At 62.6% G+C, this 17,644-nt stretch carries 19 protein-coding genes; 4 read left to right on the top strand and 15 right to left on the bottom strand.

Annotation, left to right across the window (positions count from 1 at the left end):
* Positions 1-72: 72 nt before the first annotated feature.
* The gene (locus ACOGXC_RS13610) at positions 73-480 is read left to right on the top strand and encodes a DUF6941 family protein (RefSeq protein WP_419918706.1); all 408 of its coding nucleotides are present in this window, start codon (positions 73-75) and stop codon (positions 478-480) included.
* Between the two features lie 133 nt (positions 481-613).
* On the opposite strand, the gene ACOGXC_RS13615 is transcribed toward ACOGXC_RS13610, so the two are convergent.
* Complete coding sequence (locus ACOGXC_RS13615; RefSeq protein WP_419918707.1) at positions 614-1,573, bottom strand: SAM-dependent methyltransferase; 960 nt, start codon at positions 1,571-1,573, stop codon at positions 614-616.
* Positions 1,574-1,707: 134 nt separating this feature from the next.
* On the opposite strand from ACOGXC_RS13615, the gene ACOGXC_RS13620 reads away from it, so the two are divergent.
* The gene (locus tag ACOGXC_RS13620) at positions 1,708-2,472 is read left to right on the top strand and encodes an acetoacetate decarboxylase family protein (protein WP_419918708.1); all 765 of its coding nucleotides are present in this window, start codon (positions 1,708-1,710) and stop codon (positions 2,470-2,472) included.
* A 71-nt stretch (positions 2,473-2,543) separates the two neighbouring features.
* On the opposite strand, the gene ACOGXC_RS13625 is transcribed toward ACOGXC_RS13620, so the two are convergent.
* A complete protein-coding gene (locus ACOGXC_RS13625) occupies positions 2,544-3,488 on the bottom strand; it encodes an SDR family NAD(P)-dependent oxidoreductase (RefSeq protein WP_419918709.1) in 945 nt (314 codons plus the stop codon).
* Between the two features lie 225 nt (positions 3,489-3,713).
* Between ACOGXC_RS13625 and ACOGXC_RS13630 the strand changes: the two genes are divergently transcribed.
* Both ACOGXC_RS13630 and ACOGXC_RS13635 read left to right on the top strand, forming a co-directional pair.
* On the top strand, positions 3,714-4,820 hold the full coding sequence (locus ACOGXC_RS13630) for a hypothetical protein (protein ID WP_419918710.1): 1,107 nt from the start codon (positions 3,714-3,716) through the stop codon (positions 4,818-4,820).
* Complete coding sequence (locus ACOGXC_RS13635) at positions 4,820-5,404, top strand: DNA N-6-adenine-methyltransferase (RefSeq protein ID WP_419918711.1); 585 nt, start codon at positions 4,820-4,822, stop codon at positions 5,402-5,404. The genes ACOGXC_RS13630 and ACOGXC_RS13635 overlap by 1 nt, the downstream gene beginning before the upstream one ends.
* 53 nt (positions 5,405-5,457) lie before the next feature.
* On the opposite strand, the gene ACOGXC_RS13640 is transcribed toward ACOGXC_RS13635, so the two are convergent.
* From ACOGXC_RS13640 to ACOGXC_RS13700, 13 genes are all read right to left on the bottom strand, one after another.
* Positions 5,458-6,957 (bottom strand): NADH-quinone oxidoreductase subunit N, encoded by a 1,500-nt coding sequence (locus tag ACOGXC_RS13640; protein ID WP_419918712.1) that lies wholly within the window; start codon positions 6,955-6,957, stop codon positions 5,458-5,460.
* Positions 6,958-6,966: 9 nt separating this feature from the next.
* Positions 6,967-8,538, bottom strand: coding sequence for a complex I subunit 4 family protein (locus tag ACOGXC_RS13645; RefSeq protein WP_419918713.1), 1,572 nt, complete (start codon positions 8,536-8,538; stop codon positions 6,967-6,969).
* A gap of 15 nt (positions 8,539-8,553) precedes the next feature.
* The gene (locus ACOGXC_RS13650) at positions 8,554-10,764 is read right to left on the bottom strand and encodes an NADH-quinone oxidoreductase subunit L (protein WP_419918714.1); all 2,211 of its coding nucleotides are present in this window, start codon (positions 10,762-10,764) and stop codon (positions 8,554-8,556) included.
* 59 nt (positions 10,765-10,823) lie between these two features.
* Positions 10,824-11,123, bottom strand: a complete 300-nt coding sequence (gene nuoK, locus ACOGXC_RS13655; protein WP_419918715.1) for an NADH-quinone oxidoreductase subunit NuoK — start codon at positions 11,121-11,123, stop codon at positions 10,824-10,826.
* Between the two features lie 61 nt (positions 11,124-11,184).
* The gene (locus ACOGXC_RS13660; protein ID WP_419918716.1) at positions 11,185-11,700 is read right to left on the bottom strand and encodes an NADH-quinone oxidoreductase subunit J; all 516 of its coding nucleotides are present in this window, start codon (positions 11,698-11,700) and stop codon (positions 11,185-11,187) included.
* Positions 11,697-12,230, bottom strand: coding sequence for a 4Fe-4S binding protein (locus ACOGXC_RS13665; RefSeq protein WP_419918717.1), 534 nt, complete (start codon positions 12,228-12,230; stop codon positions 11,697-11,699). Before ACOGXC_RS13665 ends, ACOGXC_RS13660 begins: the two co-directional genes overlap by 4 nt.
* Before the next feature lie 9 nt (positions 12,231-12,239).
* The gene (nuoH, locus tag ACOGXC_RS13670; protein WP_419920089.1) at positions 12,240-13,250 is read right to left on the bottom strand and encodes an NADH-quinone oxidoreductase subunit NuoH; all 1,011 of its coding nucleotides are present in this window, start codon (positions 13,248-13,250) and stop codon (positions 12,240-12,242) included.
* Positions 13,251-13,315: 65 nt separating this feature from the next.
* Complete coding sequence (locus ACOGXC_RS13675; RefSeq protein WP_419918718.1) at positions 13,316-14,494, bottom strand: NADH-quinone oxidoreductase subunit D; 1,179 nt, start codon at positions 14,492-14,494, stop codon at positions 13,316-13,318.
* 90 nt (positions 14,495-14,584) lie between these two features.
* Positions 14,585-15,241: an NADH-quinone oxidoreductase subunit C gene (locus tag ACOGXC_RS13680; RefSeq protein WP_419918719.1), complete on the bottom strand. Its 657-nt coding sequence runs from the start codon at positions 15,239-15,241 to the stop codon at positions 14,585-14,587.
* On the bottom strand, positions 15,219-15,719 hold the full coding sequence (locus tag ACOGXC_RS13685; protein ID WP_419918720.1) for an NADH-quinone oxidoreductase subunit B: 501 nt from the start codon (positions 15,717-15,719) through the stop codon (positions 15,219-15,221). Before ACOGXC_RS13685 ends, ACOGXC_RS13680 begins: the two co-directional genes overlap by 23 nt.
* Before the next feature lie 8 nt (positions 15,720-15,727).
* Positions 15,728-16,093: an NADH-quinone oxidoreductase subunit A gene (locus ACOGXC_RS13690; RefSeq protein WP_419918721.1), complete on the bottom strand. Its 366-nt coding sequence runs from the start codon at positions 16,091-16,093 to the stop codon at positions 15,728-15,730.
* A gap of 110 nt (positions 16,094-16,203) precedes the next feature.
* On the bottom strand, positions 16,204-17,043 hold the full coding sequence (locus ACOGXC_RS13695; RefSeq protein ID WP_419918722.1) for a DegV family protein: 840 nt from the start codon (positions 17,041-17,043) through the stop codon (positions 16,204-16,206).
* A gap of 170 nt (positions 17,044-17,213) precedes the next feature.
* Positions 17,214-17,513, bottom strand: a complete 300-nt coding sequence (locus ACOGXC_RS13700) for a hypothetical protein (protein ID WP_419918723.1) — start codon at positions 17,511-17,513, stop codon at positions 17,214-17,216.
* Positions 17,514-17,644 lie beyond the last annotated feature (131 nt).

A 17,644-nucleotide genomic window follows, 5' to 3' on the forward strand; every position in this document is an offset into this window, starting at 1 on the left:
CAGTGGGCTGATGGCCTGAGGGGCAACGGTTAATGCATAAACTGGCCATTGAGCCAACGGGGAGAGGCCCACATGGACATTCGGGTAGCGACTTTGTGCGACTTTGCCCAGGTGCGGGAGGGGTTGCTGTTCGTGAGTTCGGCGGGCATCACCCGGGTGTACCGGGAGTCGTTTCCGGCCCCGGTCGGGATGATGCTGGCGCTGGTGCTGGAGATGTCACCGGTGGAGGCGACCGACTCCCACAAGGTCAGGGTGAGGGTTGAGGATGCCGATGGGCAGAAGCTGGCCGAGATAGTGGGCGAGGTTCAGGTGAAGTTGGGATCGGGACACGACCCTGGAGAGTTGGTCAACGTGCCGTTTGTGGCCGACTTCCGGACGATGAATCTGCCGGCCCCGGGCCGCTACCAGGTGGCCATCCAGCCGGAGACCCCCAGGGTGAACCCGGTGGCGCTGTCGTTCCGGGCTGCGGTGCGGGGTTGAGTCCGGTTGGTGTTGCCAGTTTGGTTGCTGGTTGCAAAGCATTGTTCGGGGCTGCGGTGCGGGGTTGAGTCCGGTTGGTGTTGCCAGCCTGGTTGCTGGTTCCAAAGCGTTGTTCGGGCCTGCGGTTGGGGGTTCACGCCGGTGCTGGTGTGTCCCATTCGGCCACGGTGAAGCTCCCCAGCCCGGCGGGATCCAGCAGGGCTTCGGCTTCGATTGCTCGGCTCCGTCCGGTCATGGCGGCCAGATCACCGCGGGCGGCCCCGGCTCGCCAGGCGGCGGCCCCCTCGGCCACCAGGTCCTCGATGCCGTGGTCCCGTAGCCATGCGGCCTGGCTGTGTACGCGGGTAGGAGACCGCACCGCAACGAGTTGATCCAGGGCCACCTCGCAGGTGATGTCCTGGGTGCCGGGAGCGGTCCAGGGGTCGTCGCCCCGATGGTGCCCCCGGTAGGTCCGCAGCCACTCGGGCCAGGGGCGGGCAGCCATTTCCCCGGTGGTGCTCATGTAGTCGATGACCACCACCGTCCCCCGGTCGAGGATGGAAAGGGCATGGGCCAGCCAGGCACACGCCTGATCCTGCTGGGGGGTCAGCAGCGTCCTGGGATCGGGGCGGCGGTCGCCAACCTCGCCACCATCGTCGTCGAGCAGGCGCAGCGGCATGTTGTCGAGCAACTCGTTGGCCAGTATCACCCCGGTCAGCGGGCCTTCCGGCAGGTGTGCGGCCGACTCGCCGGTTGTGTGCATAGCCCGCCCCGCCGAACTTCGCTCCACGTTGATCCAACGCAGGGCCGGGCTGCATCGGGGTTGGGCTTTGGCGACGGTGCGGGCCAGGGTGCCCGGCCCGGCACCGGCGTCGATCACCGTGAACGGGGCGGGCCGGCCGAGTTCGTCCCAGCGCCGGTCGAGCATCCGGCCCACCACCGCACCGAACAGCGGCCCCACCTCGGGGCTGGTGATGAAATGCCCGCCCCGCCGCCCGGCATGGCCTGACTGGTAAAACCCCTGCTCGGGGCCATACAGCGCCCGTTCCATGAACTTCGCGAACCCCTCGGCAGGAACCGGGCAAAGCCTGCCCCCATCCTCGCCAAACCCCATCCCCCAAGTATGGCGGCACAACCGACCCGGTTTCTCAACCGGGTCGTGGGGCGCGGCTCCAGGGTTTTCAATACACTGTCGGAAAGCCAACGAGCGGCACCGACCTGGTCCGCATATTCAGTATTGGAGGCACCATGACCGAGACACCCATGACCCGGCCCGGAGAGGTTGCCGGTTGGCCCAAGCTGGTCGTCGAGTACCGGACCGACCCTTCCGGTGTCGAGCAAATTCTCCCGCCGGGGCTGGTTGCCGGAGAGCCCATCGTCACGGTGGGGGTCTACTGCGTGCCCGTTCTGGGCGAGCCCGAGTACGGCGTGAGCGTGAAGGTGCCGGCGAGCTGGAAGGGTGTGAGCGGGCAGTACAGCCTGGGTTTGGGCATCGATCAGGAGGCTGCGATATTCATCAGCGGAGAGACCAACGGCCAGCCCAAGTACCCGTGCGATATCCGGTTCTTCCGCCTCGGCGACAAGGTGGAAGCCCGAACCATCCATCAGGGTTACACGTTCATTGAGTTCGAGGGGCACGTGGTTGGCACGGTGGCACCCGAGCAGGGCGAGATCACCGAGCACGAGTGGTGGACCAAGTACTCGCGGGCCATCGGTGGCGCGGAGAAGGAGTACGACTTTGCCCCTCACGTGGTGGATGTGGCCACCACCTTCGAGCAAGTTCATGTTGAACAGCTCGACGGCGAGCTGCGCCTGCTGGACAGCCCTTGGGATCCGGTGGCCCGCTACTTCCCCATCGTCGAGCAGCTCTCGGCCCGGTTGGTGACCAACAGGATGAAGGCTCGCCACATCACCAACGCGGGGCCGCTGGACCCTGATGCGTTCTGGCCGATGGCCGACACCATTGGCGGCTCCCGCTGGCCCGGCACCCGGGGCGGTCCCCGCCAGGCTTGATTCAATCGGTGGGCCGCGGCCAGGAGAACTGGCCCGGGGCGGTCCCCGCCGGGCTTGACCGGTTCAGCCGGCTAGAACGGCAAACCGGTAAGGCGCTCGCTCAGCTCCCAGAGCGCGGCCTCGGTGGCCTGATTATAGATGTGCGGGGCGTATCCGGTTTCTCCCGTGCCGGGCTCAGCCACATCGCAGTCGGCCAGGTACTTGCCGTTCTGCTCGGTCAGTTCCGATGCGGTGGCAGCCCACACTTGGGTGGCGGCACCCGACTCCAGGCTTTTCATCTGAAGTCCCTGCCCCGAGGGTGAGCTGGCCCTGGCTCTGGCCCTCATACCATCCAGCATCTCTCTGGTCATGTGCCGGCCCAGCTTTGTCGGGATGGCACCGGGGTGCACCGACAGCGAGGTGATTTCGTCGCCAAAGCGCCGGGCCAGCTCGGCGGCGAAGTGCACGTTGGCGCTCTTGGACCGCCCGTAGGCCACCCAGGGGTCGTAGGGGGTGTGCTCGAAGTTGGGGTCGTCGAGATCCACATCGGAGATGCGATGGCCGCCCGATGACAGGGTGACCACCCGGGGCTGCTCCGCTCGGCGCAGCAGTGGCATCAAGCCGGCGGTGAGGGCGAAGTGGCCCAGATGGTTGGTGCCGAACTGCATCTCGAAGCCGTCGGCCGTCCGGCCCAAGGGGCAGCACATAACCCCGGCGTTGTTCATCAGCACATCGATGCGCTCGAACTCATTGGCGGCCGCCGCGGTGAACCTGGTCAGGTCGGCCAGGTCGGCCAGATCCACCTGGTGCAACGACAGATCGGCATCGGGCACCGAGGATCGTATGCGTTCGGCCGCTTCGAGATTGGCCTGGTGGTTCCGGGCCAGCATGCCCACCCGAGCCCCCCGGGCGGCAAGCACTCGAGCCGACTCCTCCCCCAGCCCGCTGGAGGTGCCGGTGATCACAAAGACCCGCCCCGACAGGTCCAACCCACCAACCACCTCCTCAGCCGTGGACTCCCGACCGAAAGAACTCATGTGCTACCTCCTCAGTGATAAAGGGACGGTAGCCTACGAGTGCCTGGACACACGACTCACGCAACCCTCCTTCCCCACCAGGACACAATCCCCAGAATCATATGATCGTCGAACCGGAGCAACTTCACCTTGGACTCTTTATACTCAGAGCAGGAGTACCGTCAACAACAGGCACTCGCAGTTGGCTGACGTAAACTTGGATAAGCCTATCTGGGAGATGTTATTGTGACCTATGCTTCAATAGATGCCCTTCAACTGGTATTAGCAGAGACCGTGTTTTCCTACGCTAGTGATCAGAAGAAGGCGGCTGGTCGTGCACTAGGCACACTGGTTGAAGTTGTCACCTTTTATGCATTACAGACCTGGGGTCTCACTGATAACTTAGTTATTGAGCGTCGCATCTCTGAGTTCGCTAATCCTGTGATTCGGCACAATGTCGAGTTTTCATTGCACCCGGTTATTAGCAGATATGAACTCGATATTTCAGATATAACATTGCCTATTACTGGGACCAAAATTAGGAATAAGTTGTCCTTTTTGGGTGAGGTGAAGCAGGTTCAAGTTCTTAGTAATGATGGAATCAGGCGTAACTCTGCACTTTTGCTTGAGAGAGACACCGAACTAGTAGTGGCAAACATCAATACTGAGCTAAAGTGTATAGTTGTCTGTAAACTGGCGACTCAACCATTTGCAATTATTGAATGTAAGCGTGTAGGGGTAGAAGAAGGGATGTCAACAGGCCCCCAAACAATTGAGAAAGCAAAGCAAAGAGCATATGTAGCTCGATCTGTATCATCACTTCAGAAAATACGTCTCCGAAGCGGACAATTTTATGGTGTCATCGAGAATGAAGATGGAAGTCTCTATACAGGCCCTTACAAAGAAGTTCTTCGTCAACTTATAGAGGAGGACCAACTGAGTGATATTAATGACTTTATTCTAACTGTAGGTGTTGTCAGTAACCATGGTAACTGGTTTACATCCGATAACCCTAACAAGGAGCTTTTGGTTCTATCTCAATCCTATGACTACTTATTATTCCTAACTGATGAAGGTTTGGCCAATTTTATAGAAAATCTCCTTCTGAATCCACTTCCAGCGCTGGCTCCTATTGGAGAGGCATTTCGAGCAAGCTATACTGGTCAGAGGGGCAAGAATCGTTTCACTAAAGTACGTGTTGACGTTGTAGCAGATGAATTGTTGAGACGGTGGTTTCAAGATAATCAAGAAAAAGTTGAGGGTTGGTTTAATTTAATTTCCCCTTCTGGAATGTCACTAGACCTGCTTCGAGCAGATCTAGTAAAACTTGCACGAAAGGAAGTACAAGCATAATGACTGCAGGACGTAGCAACGCTGACTCTTTGAGCCAGGGATGGTGCACACCACCTAAGTATGTAAGAGCTATTCATGACTTTTTTGGTGGAGTCGTTGCTCTTGACCCATGTTCCAACCGCTATTCGATAATCGGTGCAGAAGTAGAATATTCACTACCGACATCGGACGGACTTATTGAGTCATGGAAGTATCCTTCAATTTTTGTGAATCCTCCCTACGGCAGAGATCGTGAGAGGGGTACAACGATCCGTGATTGGCTTCGCCGATGTGCAGAGAGCCATGAACAATATGGGTCTGAGGTCCTCGCTTTAGTACCGGTCGCAACAAATACACGGCATTGGAAAGAGTTTATCTTTGGAGCCGCGACAGCAGTTTCCTTTCTATATGATACGCGGTTACGGTTCTTAGAGAATGGGAAAGATGTAGGTAAGGGAGCGCCAATGTCCTGCGCAATGGTATATTGGGGGGAGAATTATGAGCGTTTTGAGTCAACTTTTATATGTTTTGGTGCAGTTATTGATCTTCGGCACTTGCGAGGTAAGATCATCGGCACCGATATAAATCAAATGACTTTTCTGTAGTTGGTCGGAGGTTTGCCCGAACCAGATGTCAGCAACCTTCACCAGCTTTACAATCATGGGAGGGCTAGGAGGGTGCCGTCGGTGAAGTGGGTGATGGCTGCGGGGTAGATGCCGAACAAAAGGGTGGCCGCTGCGGTGATGGCGAGGGCCGATACCAGTGAGAGGGGCACCCGCAGGGCGGAGGTGTTGGCACCGGCGGGGGTGTCCTCGAACCACATCATGCGGGCCACCTTGGCGTAGTAGAACAGGGCTATTACCGAGTTGATGGCGGCGATGGCGGCCAGGGAGTAGCCCCAGCCGGTGTCGGCCTCGACCACGGCCCTGAACACGGCGAACTTGGCGAACCAGCCCCCCAGCGGGGGGATGCCGGCCAGGGAGAACATGAAGATCGACATGAGCACGGTCATGCCGGGGGCATAGCGGAACAGCCCGGCGTAGGAGCTGATCTCACCTGAGGCGGTGCGCCGGGCCACCGCGATTATCACCGCGAACGCCCCCAGATTCATGGCTGCATAGATCAGCAGGTAGGTGATCACCGCCGGTAGGGCATCGGTGCCGACATCGCCGGCCACCGCCAGGGGGGCCAGCATGAAGCCGGCCTGGGACACCCCGGAGTAGGCCATGAGGCGCACGATGTTGTCCTGGCGCAGGGCGATGAGGTTGCCCGCGGTCATGGAACCCACCGCCAGGATCCACAGCACAGGTTGGTAGACGTCGTCGCGCCCGGGGAAACCGGCATACACCAACTGCATGAGGGCCACGAACCCCGCTGCCTTGGAGGCCACGGCCAGAAAGGCGGTCACCGGGGTGGGTGCGCCCTCGTAGGTGTCGGGAGCCCAGGTATGGAACGGGAAGCCCGACACCTTGAAGGCGAACCCCACGATTATGAAAACGATGCCCAGGGTTATCACCGGCTCGGAGCTTGTCCCGGATACGGCATCGGAGATGACCGATAGCCGGGTATCGCCGGCTATACCGAACAGCAGTGACATCCCGTACAGCATGATGGCCGAGGCGAACACCCCCATCAGGTAGTACTTGAGCCCGGCCTCGTTGCTCCTCGGGTCGGCCTTGCGCCAGGTGGCCAGCAGGTAGGCGGGGATGGAAAGCAGTTCCAGGGCCACGAAGATGGTGATCAGATCGCGAGCCGAGGCCATGAGCACCATGCCCATGACCGACGACAGCAACAGCCCGTAGTACTCGTTCTCCCAGTAGTCGCCCTCGGCCATGTAGTTGGTGGACAGCAGCACCACCACATAGGCGGCCACGATGAACATGGCCTTGAGAATCAGGGCGAAGTCGTCCACCACGAAGGCCCCGCCGAACATTTCCCGGGTGTCGCCCGCGGCGGCCAGGGTAACGATGGGGATCAGGGCCACCAGCAGCCCGATACCGGCCATCGCCGAGGTGAATCTCCGGCCCCGCTCCAGCAGCACGATGTCGAGCAGGGTTACGACCGCGCCCACTGCCAGCAGCGTGAGTTCGGGGGCGACCGCATGCCAGTCGATGTCGGGCCGGATGAAACCGGCCACCGCCGGCACCGATGAGAGCATTGACACGGCCTACCCGCCCGCCGCGGCGTCGAAACACGCCCCGCTGCGGGCCGAGTCCAAGCACTCGCTGAGCGAGTTGGTCACCGCCGGATCGGTGGCCCCGAAGAGCAGGTTGGGATACACCCCCAGCACCACGATGAGCACGAGCAGCGGCACCCAGGCCAGGTACTCCGCGATGGTGGCATCGCGCACTCGGGCATCGTTGGCGAACTCCTCCCGGGGGGTGCCGAAGGCTGTCTTCTGGAGCATCCACAGCAGGTAGCCGGCAGCCAGCACCGTGCCCAGAGCGGCGATCACCATGTACGACCGGTAGGTTTCCTCGGCCAGCACCGCCGCCGGGTTGTAGGAGGCCAAGATGGCGGGGAACTCCCCCCAGAAACCGGCCAGGCCGGGTAGGCCCAGCGAGGCCATGGCGCAGAACCCGAGGATCCAGCCCAAGCGGGGGGCCTGCACCAGCAGCCCGCCCAGCCGGGTCATGTCCAGGGTGTGATAGCGCTCCTTCACCGATCCGGCCAGGAAGAACAGCATCCCGGTTATGAGCCCGTGGGCCACCATGCCGAACACCGCGGCGTTGATGCCGAGGTCGGTGAGGGTGGAGATGCCCAGCATCACGAAGCCCATGTGAGCCACCGATGAGAACGCCACCAGCCGTTTCAGGTCGCGCTGGGCCAGGCAACCCAACGCTCCGTAGATGATCCCGATCACCGCCAGCAGGCCGATGAAGGGGGCCCACTCAGCGGCCGCCTCGGGCAGGATGGGGATGGCGATGCGCACGAACCCGTAGGTGCCCAGCTTCAGCAGCACCGCAGCCAGGATCACCGAGCCCACGGTGGGGGCCTCGGTGTGGGCATCGGGAAGCCAGGTGTGGAACGGGAACATGGGCACCTTGACCCCGAACCCCAGGAACATGCCGCCGAACACCCAGAGCTGCGACGACTTGGCGATACCGGCGGCGGCATCGGGCAGCAGTCGCATGTCGAAGGTGCCGGCATCGGCCAAGAAGTACAGGGCCAGGAAGCTGACCAGCATCAGGGCCGAACCGAACAGGGTGTACAGGAAGAACTTTATGGAGGCGTAGCGTCGGTTCTCGCCCCCCCACACCCCGATCATGAAGTACATCGGCAGCAGCACCACCTCGAAGAACACGAAGAACAGGATCAGGTCCTGGGCTGCGAAGGTGCCGATCATCCCGGTTTCGAGGATGAGCAGCAGTATCAAAAAGGCCTTGGGATTGCGTGGCTCCGGGAAGTGGTTCCAGGAATAGATCACGCACAGGGGAACCACCAGCATGGTGAGCAGCATGAGCGGTAGCGAGATGCCGTCGATGCCCATGATGTACCGGGAGTCGATGACGTCGATCCACCCCTTGTCCACCACGAAGTTGAGGGCACCGTAGTTGTCGTTGTCGACGAACTGGATCAGCAGCAGCACGCCGAACACGGCCACCGCCACGGTGGTACCCAGAGCGATCAGCTTGTGGATCTGCTCCTTGCTCTTGGGAATGAGCATCATGACGGCCGCGCCGATGACAGGCAGGAACGTCGATATGCTCAGCCCCCAGTTGTTGAGAAAGTCCTCCATAGAAACACGCGCTCCCTAGATGAAGATGATGAAGATCCCGGCCAGGATGGTGGCGGCGACGAACATGAGGGCGGCGTACTGTTGCACCTTGCCGGTTTGAATGCGGCGCAACTCCTCCCCCGAGCCGTCGGATATTTTCCCGGTGGCGTTAACGATGCCGTCCACCACTAGTTGGTCCACCTTGTGGTAGACGACGTTGCCGGCTTGCACCGAGCGCTTGCCGGCCTCGTTGACGATCCGGTCGATGACGTTCTGGTTGGTCCAGTAGGTTGCCGCGGCCAGCGGACGCTTGACGAAGCCGACGATCACCGTGGTGTAGAGCCAGTCCAGGTAGTACTTGTTGACCAGGATCCGATGGCCGAGGCGGGCCGGCAATGATCTGGTGGTTAGCCCGTTGGGCAGTTCGGTGGCGGTCGGGCCCACTGCTTTGACCCGGACGAAGTAGTAACGGTAGGCCATACCGATTCCGGCCAGGGCCACCAACACCGACACGATGGCCAGTGTCCACGACGGGGTGGCGTGCTCGATCACCGGGAAGTAGCTCACCCCGCTGGGTTCCACCCACTGGAGGAACTTCTCCTCCCAACCCGACGGCACGAGTTGGAAACCGTGGGGAAGGTTGATGAAACCGGCGACCACGGCCAGGCCCCCCAGGATCCAGAGCGGCACGGTGATGCGGGGGCCGGATTCATGGGGGGTGCCGTGGCCCCGGAACGCCCCGAAGAAGGTGAGGTACACCACCCGGGTCATGTAGGCCCCGGTGAGGGCGGCGGTGATCATGCCCATGGCCAGCATGACGGTGTAGGCCCCGTTGCCCCCGGTGCCGCCGAACAGCCCCCACCCGCCGGTGCCCGCCAGGATCTCGTCCTTGGACCAGAAACCCGACAGGATGGGCAGCCCGGCCAGCGCCACCGTGCCGATCATGAAAGTCCGGTAGGTGTGGGGCATGGCCCGGCGAAGACCGCCCATGTCCTTCTTCATGTCGAAGGAGTGAACGGCGTGGCTGACCGATCCCGAGCCCAGGAACAAGCAGGCCTTGAAGAAGGCGTGGGTGAAGAGGTGGAACAGGGCTGCGGTCCACGCTCCCACCCCCAGGGCCAGCACCATGTAGCCCAGTTGGGACACGGTGGAGTAGGCCAGCACCCGCTTGATGTCGTTCTGGACGAAGGCCAGGGAGGCTCCCACCAGGGTGGTCAGCCCACCCACCAGGGCCAGCAGGTTGATGCTCGAGCCCCCGATCGTGAAGCCCTCGAAGAACACCCCGTAGAGCCGGGCCACCATGAAGACCCCGGCCACCACCATGGTGGCGGCATGGATGAGGGCCGACACCGGGGTGGGTCCGGCCATGGCATCGGGCAGCCAGGTGTGCAGGAAGAACTGGCCCGACTTGGACATGACCGCGGCGGTGAGGCTGACCGCCGCCACCAGCGTCACCGTGTGGCTCATGCTGCCGTTGATGGCGGCCTCGTTCACCCCGATGATGTCGAAGGTGCCGGCCCCGAAGAACAGCACCGACACCCCGATGATGAGGCCCATGTCGCCCACCCGGTTGGTGAGGAAGGCCTTGAGGGCGGCATCGGAGTTGTTCTTGTCCTCCCACCAGTGGCCGATGAGCACGAATGAGCACACCCCGACCAGCTCCCAGCCCACCAGCATCTGGATGGTGGTGGACGCGGTGACGAAGAAAAGCATCGACGCGGTGAACAGGCTCAGGAAGGCGAAGAAGTGGGTGTAGCGCCGGTCACCGCTCACGTAGTCGGTGGAGTAGATGTGCACCAGCAGCGACACCACGGTGACCACGAAGATCATCATCACGGCCAAACCGTCGATCATGATGCCCGCACCGATGGCCTCGGCTCCGCTGGTGAGCCAGGTGATGGAGCGGGTGAGCGCGCCGACCCCGCCTGAGGTCTCGCCCTCCGCGGCGGCGATCAGGCTGCCTGCGCCCAGGGCGTGCTCCCCCTCGGGACCGGTGCTTCCACTGCCGCCGCTCTCCACCTCGCTGATCCACTGGATGGCGGTGATCAGGCCGAATACGAGGGAGGCCCCCACAGCGGTTATGCCTACCTCGGAGCCACCCCGGGGGAACCGCTTGCCGAACAGCAGGATCAGCACGAACGACACCGCGGGGAACAGCCAGATCAGCCAGGCGTTCTCGAGGAACCAGCCCGAGGCGGCCACGGCCTTGCCGGTGGTTTCCGCGGCGGCGGTGATGGTGTTCAGCATTGCCGCCTCATCCTTGCGGTTTCAGCGGCAGAGCGACTAGCGGGTACGACACCGGCACCTCATCCCTTCATCAGATCGACCTGGTCCAAGTCGATGGATCGGCGGTTCCGGTACAGCAGCAGGATGATGGCCAGGCCGATGCCAACCTCGGCGGCGGCCACGGTGATCACGAACAGGGCGAAGATTTGGCCGGCCACCGTGTCGTTGAAGGCCCCGAAGGCCACCAGGTTGATGTTCACCGCGTTGAGGATCAACTCGATGGACATGAGCACCAGCACGCCGTTGCGGCGAGCGAGCACGCCGTACACCCCGATGCAGAACAGCACTGCGGCCAGAATCAACATCTCGTTGAGCAGCATCAGCCATCAACTCCCGAGAGAAGTGGGTGCCGTGGTGAGCCATCAGCTCCCGACGGTTCCATCAGCCGCCCTCCTCGCGGCGGGCGATCACGATAGCCCCGATGAGGGCGGCCAGCAGCAGCACCGAAACCGCCTCGAAGGGCACGATGTACTGCGAGAACAGTTCGTCCGACACCTGCGCGGTGGTCTGGGGGGTCTGGCCGCCGGGAAGGTTGGTGTCCAGCTTCACATCCCCGAAGCGATCCACCAGCGCGGTGAGCATTACCGCCACCAGCAGCAGGGCGGTCAGCACCGCGGGGTATTTGCGCCGGTGGTCGGTCTCCTCGTCCTGGTCGAAGTCCGCTCGGGTGAGCATGATTCCGAACAGGAACAGCACGATCACCGCCCCGATGTAGATCAGTATCTGGGTGATGCCGGTGAACTCGGCCCCCACCAGCAGGAACAGGGCGGCCACCCCGGCCAGCACGATCACCAGGTACAGGGCCGCGTGCATGATGTCACGGGTGGTCACCACCCGGAGGGCGGAGGCCACCATCACCGCGGCGATGATCCCGAAGGCGACGTGCTCGGCGATCACCGGGGAACCTTCAGCACCTTCTGCTGCGATCCGGCTTCGTAGGGCTCGAAGTCGGGAACCGTCTCCATCCACTCGCCGAGGCGTTCCTTGTCGTGCAGCAGGTCGGCGATGCGGGGTTCGGAGTACTCGTACTCGGGGCTCCAGAACAGGGCCTCGAATGGGCATACCTCCACGCAGATGCCGCAGTACATGCACAAGCTGTAGTCGATGTCGAAGCGGTCGAGCGCGTTCTTCTGGCGAGGCTTGCCCCCTTCCCGCCGGGGCGGGGCCAGGTACTTGTGGCCCTCGATGTAGATGCACCAGTCGGGGCATTCCCGGGCGCACAGCATGCAGGCGGTGCAGTTCTCCTCGTGGAGGGCGATCACCCCCCGAGCCCGGTCGGCGGGCATCTCCTTCACATGCGGATACTGCACGGTGTGGGAATGCTCGGAAGGGGCGGGGACCACCGGGGGTCCGTCCCCGAACAGGGTGCGGATCATGGTGCGGGCGGTGACCTTGAGCCCTTTGATCATGCCTGGTACCAGTCCCATGCGTTGCTCCTAGAGGATTACCTTGAAAACGCCGGTGACAACGATGTTGAGCAGTGCCAGCGGGATCAGAAACTTCCAGGCTAGACGTTGAAGCTGATCCTCCCTGAACCGCGGGTAGGTGAAGCGGAACCAGAAGATCAGTGCCGCCACGGCCATGACCTTCACCACCATTATCACCGGACCGGCAATGTTGAATGCCCAGTGCTCCAGGTCGCCCCACGGCAGCGCCCACCCCCCCAGAAACATGACCGCGGCCAGCGCGGCGAAAGCGAAGGCGGTGCCGAACTCGGCCATGAAGAAGAACAGGAACCGGAAGCCGGTGTACTCGACCTGGTAGCCACCGACGATCTCCGATTCGGCCACCGGCATGTCGAACGGCGGCTGGGTGAGCTCGGCCTGCACCGCCACCAGGAAGATGAAGAAGCCGACGAACTGGGTGAGAATGAACGGGTTACCGATGCCGTCCCACCCGAATATCTCGCCGGAGGCCTGGGCGGTGACGATCTTCTGGAGGTCGAGGGTGCCGGCTTGGATGACAACGCCCATGACCGCCAGCACCAGCGGCAGCTCGTAGGCGATTAGCTGCCCGGCGGCCCGCAGACCCCCCATGAGGGCGTACTTGTTGGCCGAGGCCCAGCCGGCCATCAAAACGCCCACCACCGACAGCGATGACACCGCCAGGGCGTAGAAGATGCCCACATCCAGTTGCGCCACCACCGCATCGGGGCCGGCGGGAATGACCACGTAGATCAAGAAGGTGGATATGAGTACCACCAGCGGGGCCAGCGCGAACACCGTCCGGTCGGCCTTGGCCGGGAAGATGTCCTCCTTCTGGATGAACTTCAGCCCGTCGGCCAAAAGCTGGAGGGAGCCGAACGGCCCGGCCTCCATGGGGCCGAGCCTGCTCTGCATGAAGCTCATCATCTTCAGCAGGAACACGTAACCCAGCACCAGCGCGGCGGTGGGAATGACCAGGGCTATGACCCCCATCTTGAGGATGGCCGATACCCAGTAGGGCACTTCCACGGCCAAAAGGGCCGAACCCATATTCATCGGTCGCACCACCAAAAGGGCCGAACTCACATTCATCGGTCGATGTCCCCGAGAATGAAGTACAGGCTGGCCAGGATGGTGATGATGTCGGGCACGTACACCCCCTTGAGCAGCCAGGGGGTTATGGACATGTTGGAGAAGCTGGCCGAACGGATCTTGACCCGGAACGGCACCAGGTCGCCCTTGCTGATGATGTAGTAGCCCATCTCGCCCAGCGGGTTCTCGGTGGCGGCATAGGCCTCCCCGGCGGGCACCTTGATGATGCGGGGCACCTTGGCCATGATCGGCCCGGCCGGCAACCCTTCCAGGAGCTGTTCCACCATGTGGGTGGCTTCCCGGGTCTCCTGGAGCCGGACCCAGTAGCGGGCGAAGGAATCACCGTCGGGGTGGGTCCATACTTTCCAGTCGAGCTGGTCGTATGCCAGGGCTTCATCGCCGTCGCGGCGCAGGTCCCAGTCCACGCCGCTGGCCCGGATGTTGGCTCCCGACAGGCCGTAGGACTGGGCCACCTCGGGGGGTACGATGCCGATGCCCCGGGTGCGGGCCTGGAAGATCTCGTTGCCCAGCACCAGATCCTCGAACTCGTCGCAGAAGTCCCGCATCCGGCTCATTACCTGCTTGGTGTCCTCGATCCAGCCCTTGGGCAGGTCGTCCTTGATGCCTCCGATGCGGTCGAAGTTGGGGTGGAAACGGCCGCCGGTGACCGCCTCGATCTGGTTCAGTACGAACTCCCGGTCGCGAAAGGCCATGAAAACCGGGGTGAGAGCCCCGAGTTGTACCGCCATGTCACCCAGGAACAGGGAGATGTTGGCTATGCGGCTCAACTCGAACAGCGCGGTTCGGATCCACCGGGCCCGGGGGGGAGCCTCCACTTCCATGAGCTTCTCCGCGGCCAGGATGAACGGCACCTCGTTGGCGAAGCTGCCCAGCCAGTCGATGCGGTTGATGAGCGTGGTGACCTGGGGGTAGGTCCGCACCTCGGCCAGCTTCTCGTAGCCTCGATGCATGTAGCCCATGATGGGCTCGGCCTCCACAACCTGCTCGCCGTCGAGGCGGGCCACCAACCTCAGCGTGCCGTGGGTGGCCGGGTGCTGGGGGCCGATGTTGAGGGTCATGCCCTCGGTTTCGATCTCCACGTTCAGGCGGGCATCGGCAGCCTGGGTGGCAACGTAGGCCATCTGGCGGCGCTGATCGGCGAGGGCGGCGGTCACGAGCTCTCCTCGCCCGGCATCAGCTCGACAGGGGCAGCGGCGGTCACGAGCTCTCCTCGCCCGGCATCAGCTCGACAGGGGCAGCGGCGGTCACGAGCTCTCCTCGCCCGGCATCAGCTCGACATCGACGATGCCGGGCCAGGGTTTCACTCGGCGGGCCAGCAGCGGGTAGTCCTTGCGCAGGGGGTTGCCCTCGAACTCGCCGGGCAGGTAGAGGTGGCGCAGATCGGGGTGGCCGTTGAAGTGGATCCCGAACATCTCCCAGGCTTCCCGTTCATGCCAGTTGGCTCCCGGGAACACCCCGATCAGCGTGTCGATGCTCAGGTCGTCGTCGGGTAGGTCGGCCTTGATGGTCAGGCCGAGGTGGTGCTCCATGGAGTAAAGGCGCAGCAGCATCTGGAACCGGGTCTCGCCCCCGGCATAGCCCTGCTCCATGGGCTCGGCCGCCCGGGGCCGGGGGTTGTCCTCCTGGGCATCCATGTCCCGCCCGTAGGGGGAAGGCAGCCAGTCGATGGCCGACAGCCAGTCGAAGAACCGGCATCCGAGCCGGTCGCGGATCGCGGTGGCGGCATCCACCCACGAGTCGCGGTTCACCCGTACCCACAGGTCACGGCCCGCCAGGATGTGATGGTCCCGGTAGCCGTCGCCCAGTGCCTCGGTGATCCGGGTGGCCCAGCCCTCCCGATGTTCATCGGGTAGTGCTGCGGCTGCGACGGGGTCGGTCTCAGTCGACGACAATCGGGTCACCTCGCCACCGCGCGGCCGGGTCCTCGTTGCCGATGCGCTCCTGGAGCAGCACTATGCCCTCCAGCAGGGCCTCGGGTCGGGGGGGGCAGCCGGGTACGTAAACGTCCACGGGGATGATCTGGTCCACCCCCTTGGTGACCGAGTAGGAATCCCAGTAGGGGCCTCCGCAGTTGGCGCAGGATCCCATGGAGATCACGTACTTCGGGTCGGGCATCTGCTCGTAGAGGCGGAGGATGGACGGAACCATCTTGTCGGTCACCGTGCCCGAGATAACCACCAGGTCGGCTTGGCGGGGGCTGGCGGGAAACGGGATCACGCCGAGGCGCATAACGTCGTAGCGGGGGGATCCGATAACCGCGCCCATTTCGATGGCGCAGCAGGCCAGCCCCCACTGGTACATCCAGATGGAGTACTTCCGGCTGAGGTTCAGCAGCTTGGTCAGGGGTTTCGGCGCTTTGCCGCTGGCAACCAGTCCCACCGCTTACCTCAGATCCACCGGAGTACGCCCTTGCGCCAGGCGTACACCAGGCCCAGCGCCAGGATGAATATGAAGATGGCCATCTCGACCAGCCCGAATGTGCCGTAAATCTCCAGCCGGGTGGCCCAGGGGAAGATGAACACCGCCTCCACATCGAACATCACGAACAGCAGGGCGAACACGTAGTACCGGATGTTGCTCTGCGACCACCCCAGCCCCACCGGATCCACCCCGCTCTCGTAGGTGATGTACTTCTGGGGTTGTGAGCGGTTGGGCCGCAACAGGCTGCCAAGCCCGAGCATCCCGAAAACCAGCGCTCCGGCCAGCACGAGGAACAAAACGACGAGCAGGTAGTCGCGGAGGAACTCCGACACGGCCCGAAGGTTACCGATGGTGATTTATACGGGCCAAGGCGGGCTACGGTAGCGGGGTTTGTTGCTCCCCGTGGTTGGCGACGAGCATGCGACAGGGTTGGATTATAGGCTCAAGTGGCGGGCACCATGGCCAGGGCAATGACACCGGGGCCGGCGTGGGTACCCACCACCGGGCCGATGAGGGTCACGGTTGTGGGGTGACGAGCGGGGGTGTCGCCCAGACCGGCCACGAAGCTGTCGATGTCGTCGGCGGCACCGTGGGCGACGGCCAGATGCTCCAACTCCCCGACCTCGGTCGCTTTTTTGGCCAGCCAGGCTCGGGCCTTGCCCCGGGTTCTCTGCTTGCCGGCCTCCTGCACGGTACCCGACGTGAGATCCAGGCAGGGTTTGATGGAAAGCGCGCTGCCCAGCAGGGCCTGCGCCGCGCCGATGCGCCCACCCTTCTTCAGGTTCTCCAGGGTATCCAGCACGCCGTATATGAGAACCCGGTCCTTCAATTCGGCCAGTTGCGTTTCGATCTCGGTTGCGCTGTGTCCGCCCTCGGCGGCGGTGGCGGCGGCTTTCACCATCAGGCCGAGGCCCGCGGAAACCTTGCCGGAGTCCACCACCCGCACATCCACCTCACCGGTTAGCGACCGGGCCGCGGCCTGGGCCGATTCCCCGGTGGCCGAAAGGGCGAACGACAGGTTCACGCACACGATCGCGTCGGCCCCACCGGCCGCCAGCTCCCGGAACGCGGTCTCAAAGGCACCCGGGGCGGGGGCAGCGGTGGACGGCAACCGGTCACTGTTCGCCATCATCTCGTAGAAGCGCTCGGCCGGCAGGTCCCGGCCGTCCACGAACTCCCGGTCGCCGAACCGGATGGTGAGCGGAACCACGGTGATCCGGTGGCGCTCGATGTCATCGGCGCTGAGGTCGCAGGAACTGTCGGTCACGATACGAACGGTCATGGCCCAACTCTAGTTAGCTCGCCCTACCCGTTGAGGTTGAAGTTCGGGAGGTTGGAGTTCGGTACCCGTTGAGGTTGAAGTTCGGGAGGTTGGAGTTCGGTACCCGTTGAGGTTGAAGTTCGGGAGGTTGAAGTTCGGGAGGTTGAAGTTCGGTGGGTCGCCCTGCCGGGTCAATTATCCGTTTCTGATTGCCTGCTTTCCAATTCTTGCTGGTGTTTGATGTCTCGCCATACTGTGCCTGCCAGCGTGAACCACATGACGGATGCGGCAGCACTAACCGCTGCCCCAAGAATGAAGTACCCCAATCCTTCACTATCTTCGCTGGAGATGGGTACATCATTGAAAAGTTCAACCAGTGCCCCGATCCCGAGGATTGTGAAAAATGCTCCGGTGGCAATGGTTGATGCAATGCCAAGAACCATAAAGGTAGCTAGCATCAGGATGTCGCTGGTGCGGGTGTGTTTGTTCATGGTTGTCTCCCTTCAAAGGGGAATTAAATGCTTTGGTTGGCGCACTTCCCTGTTCTTGTGCGATACAGAGCACGGTACCTCGGCAATCAGGAAGTTTCAACCAAAATTGCTTTCAAAAGAGGACATATTTT

This window comes from Candidatus Poriferisocius sp., from assembly GCF_965202595.1.
GTDB lineage: Bacteria > Actinomycetota > Acidimicrobiia > Acidimicrobiales > Bin134 > Poriferisocius.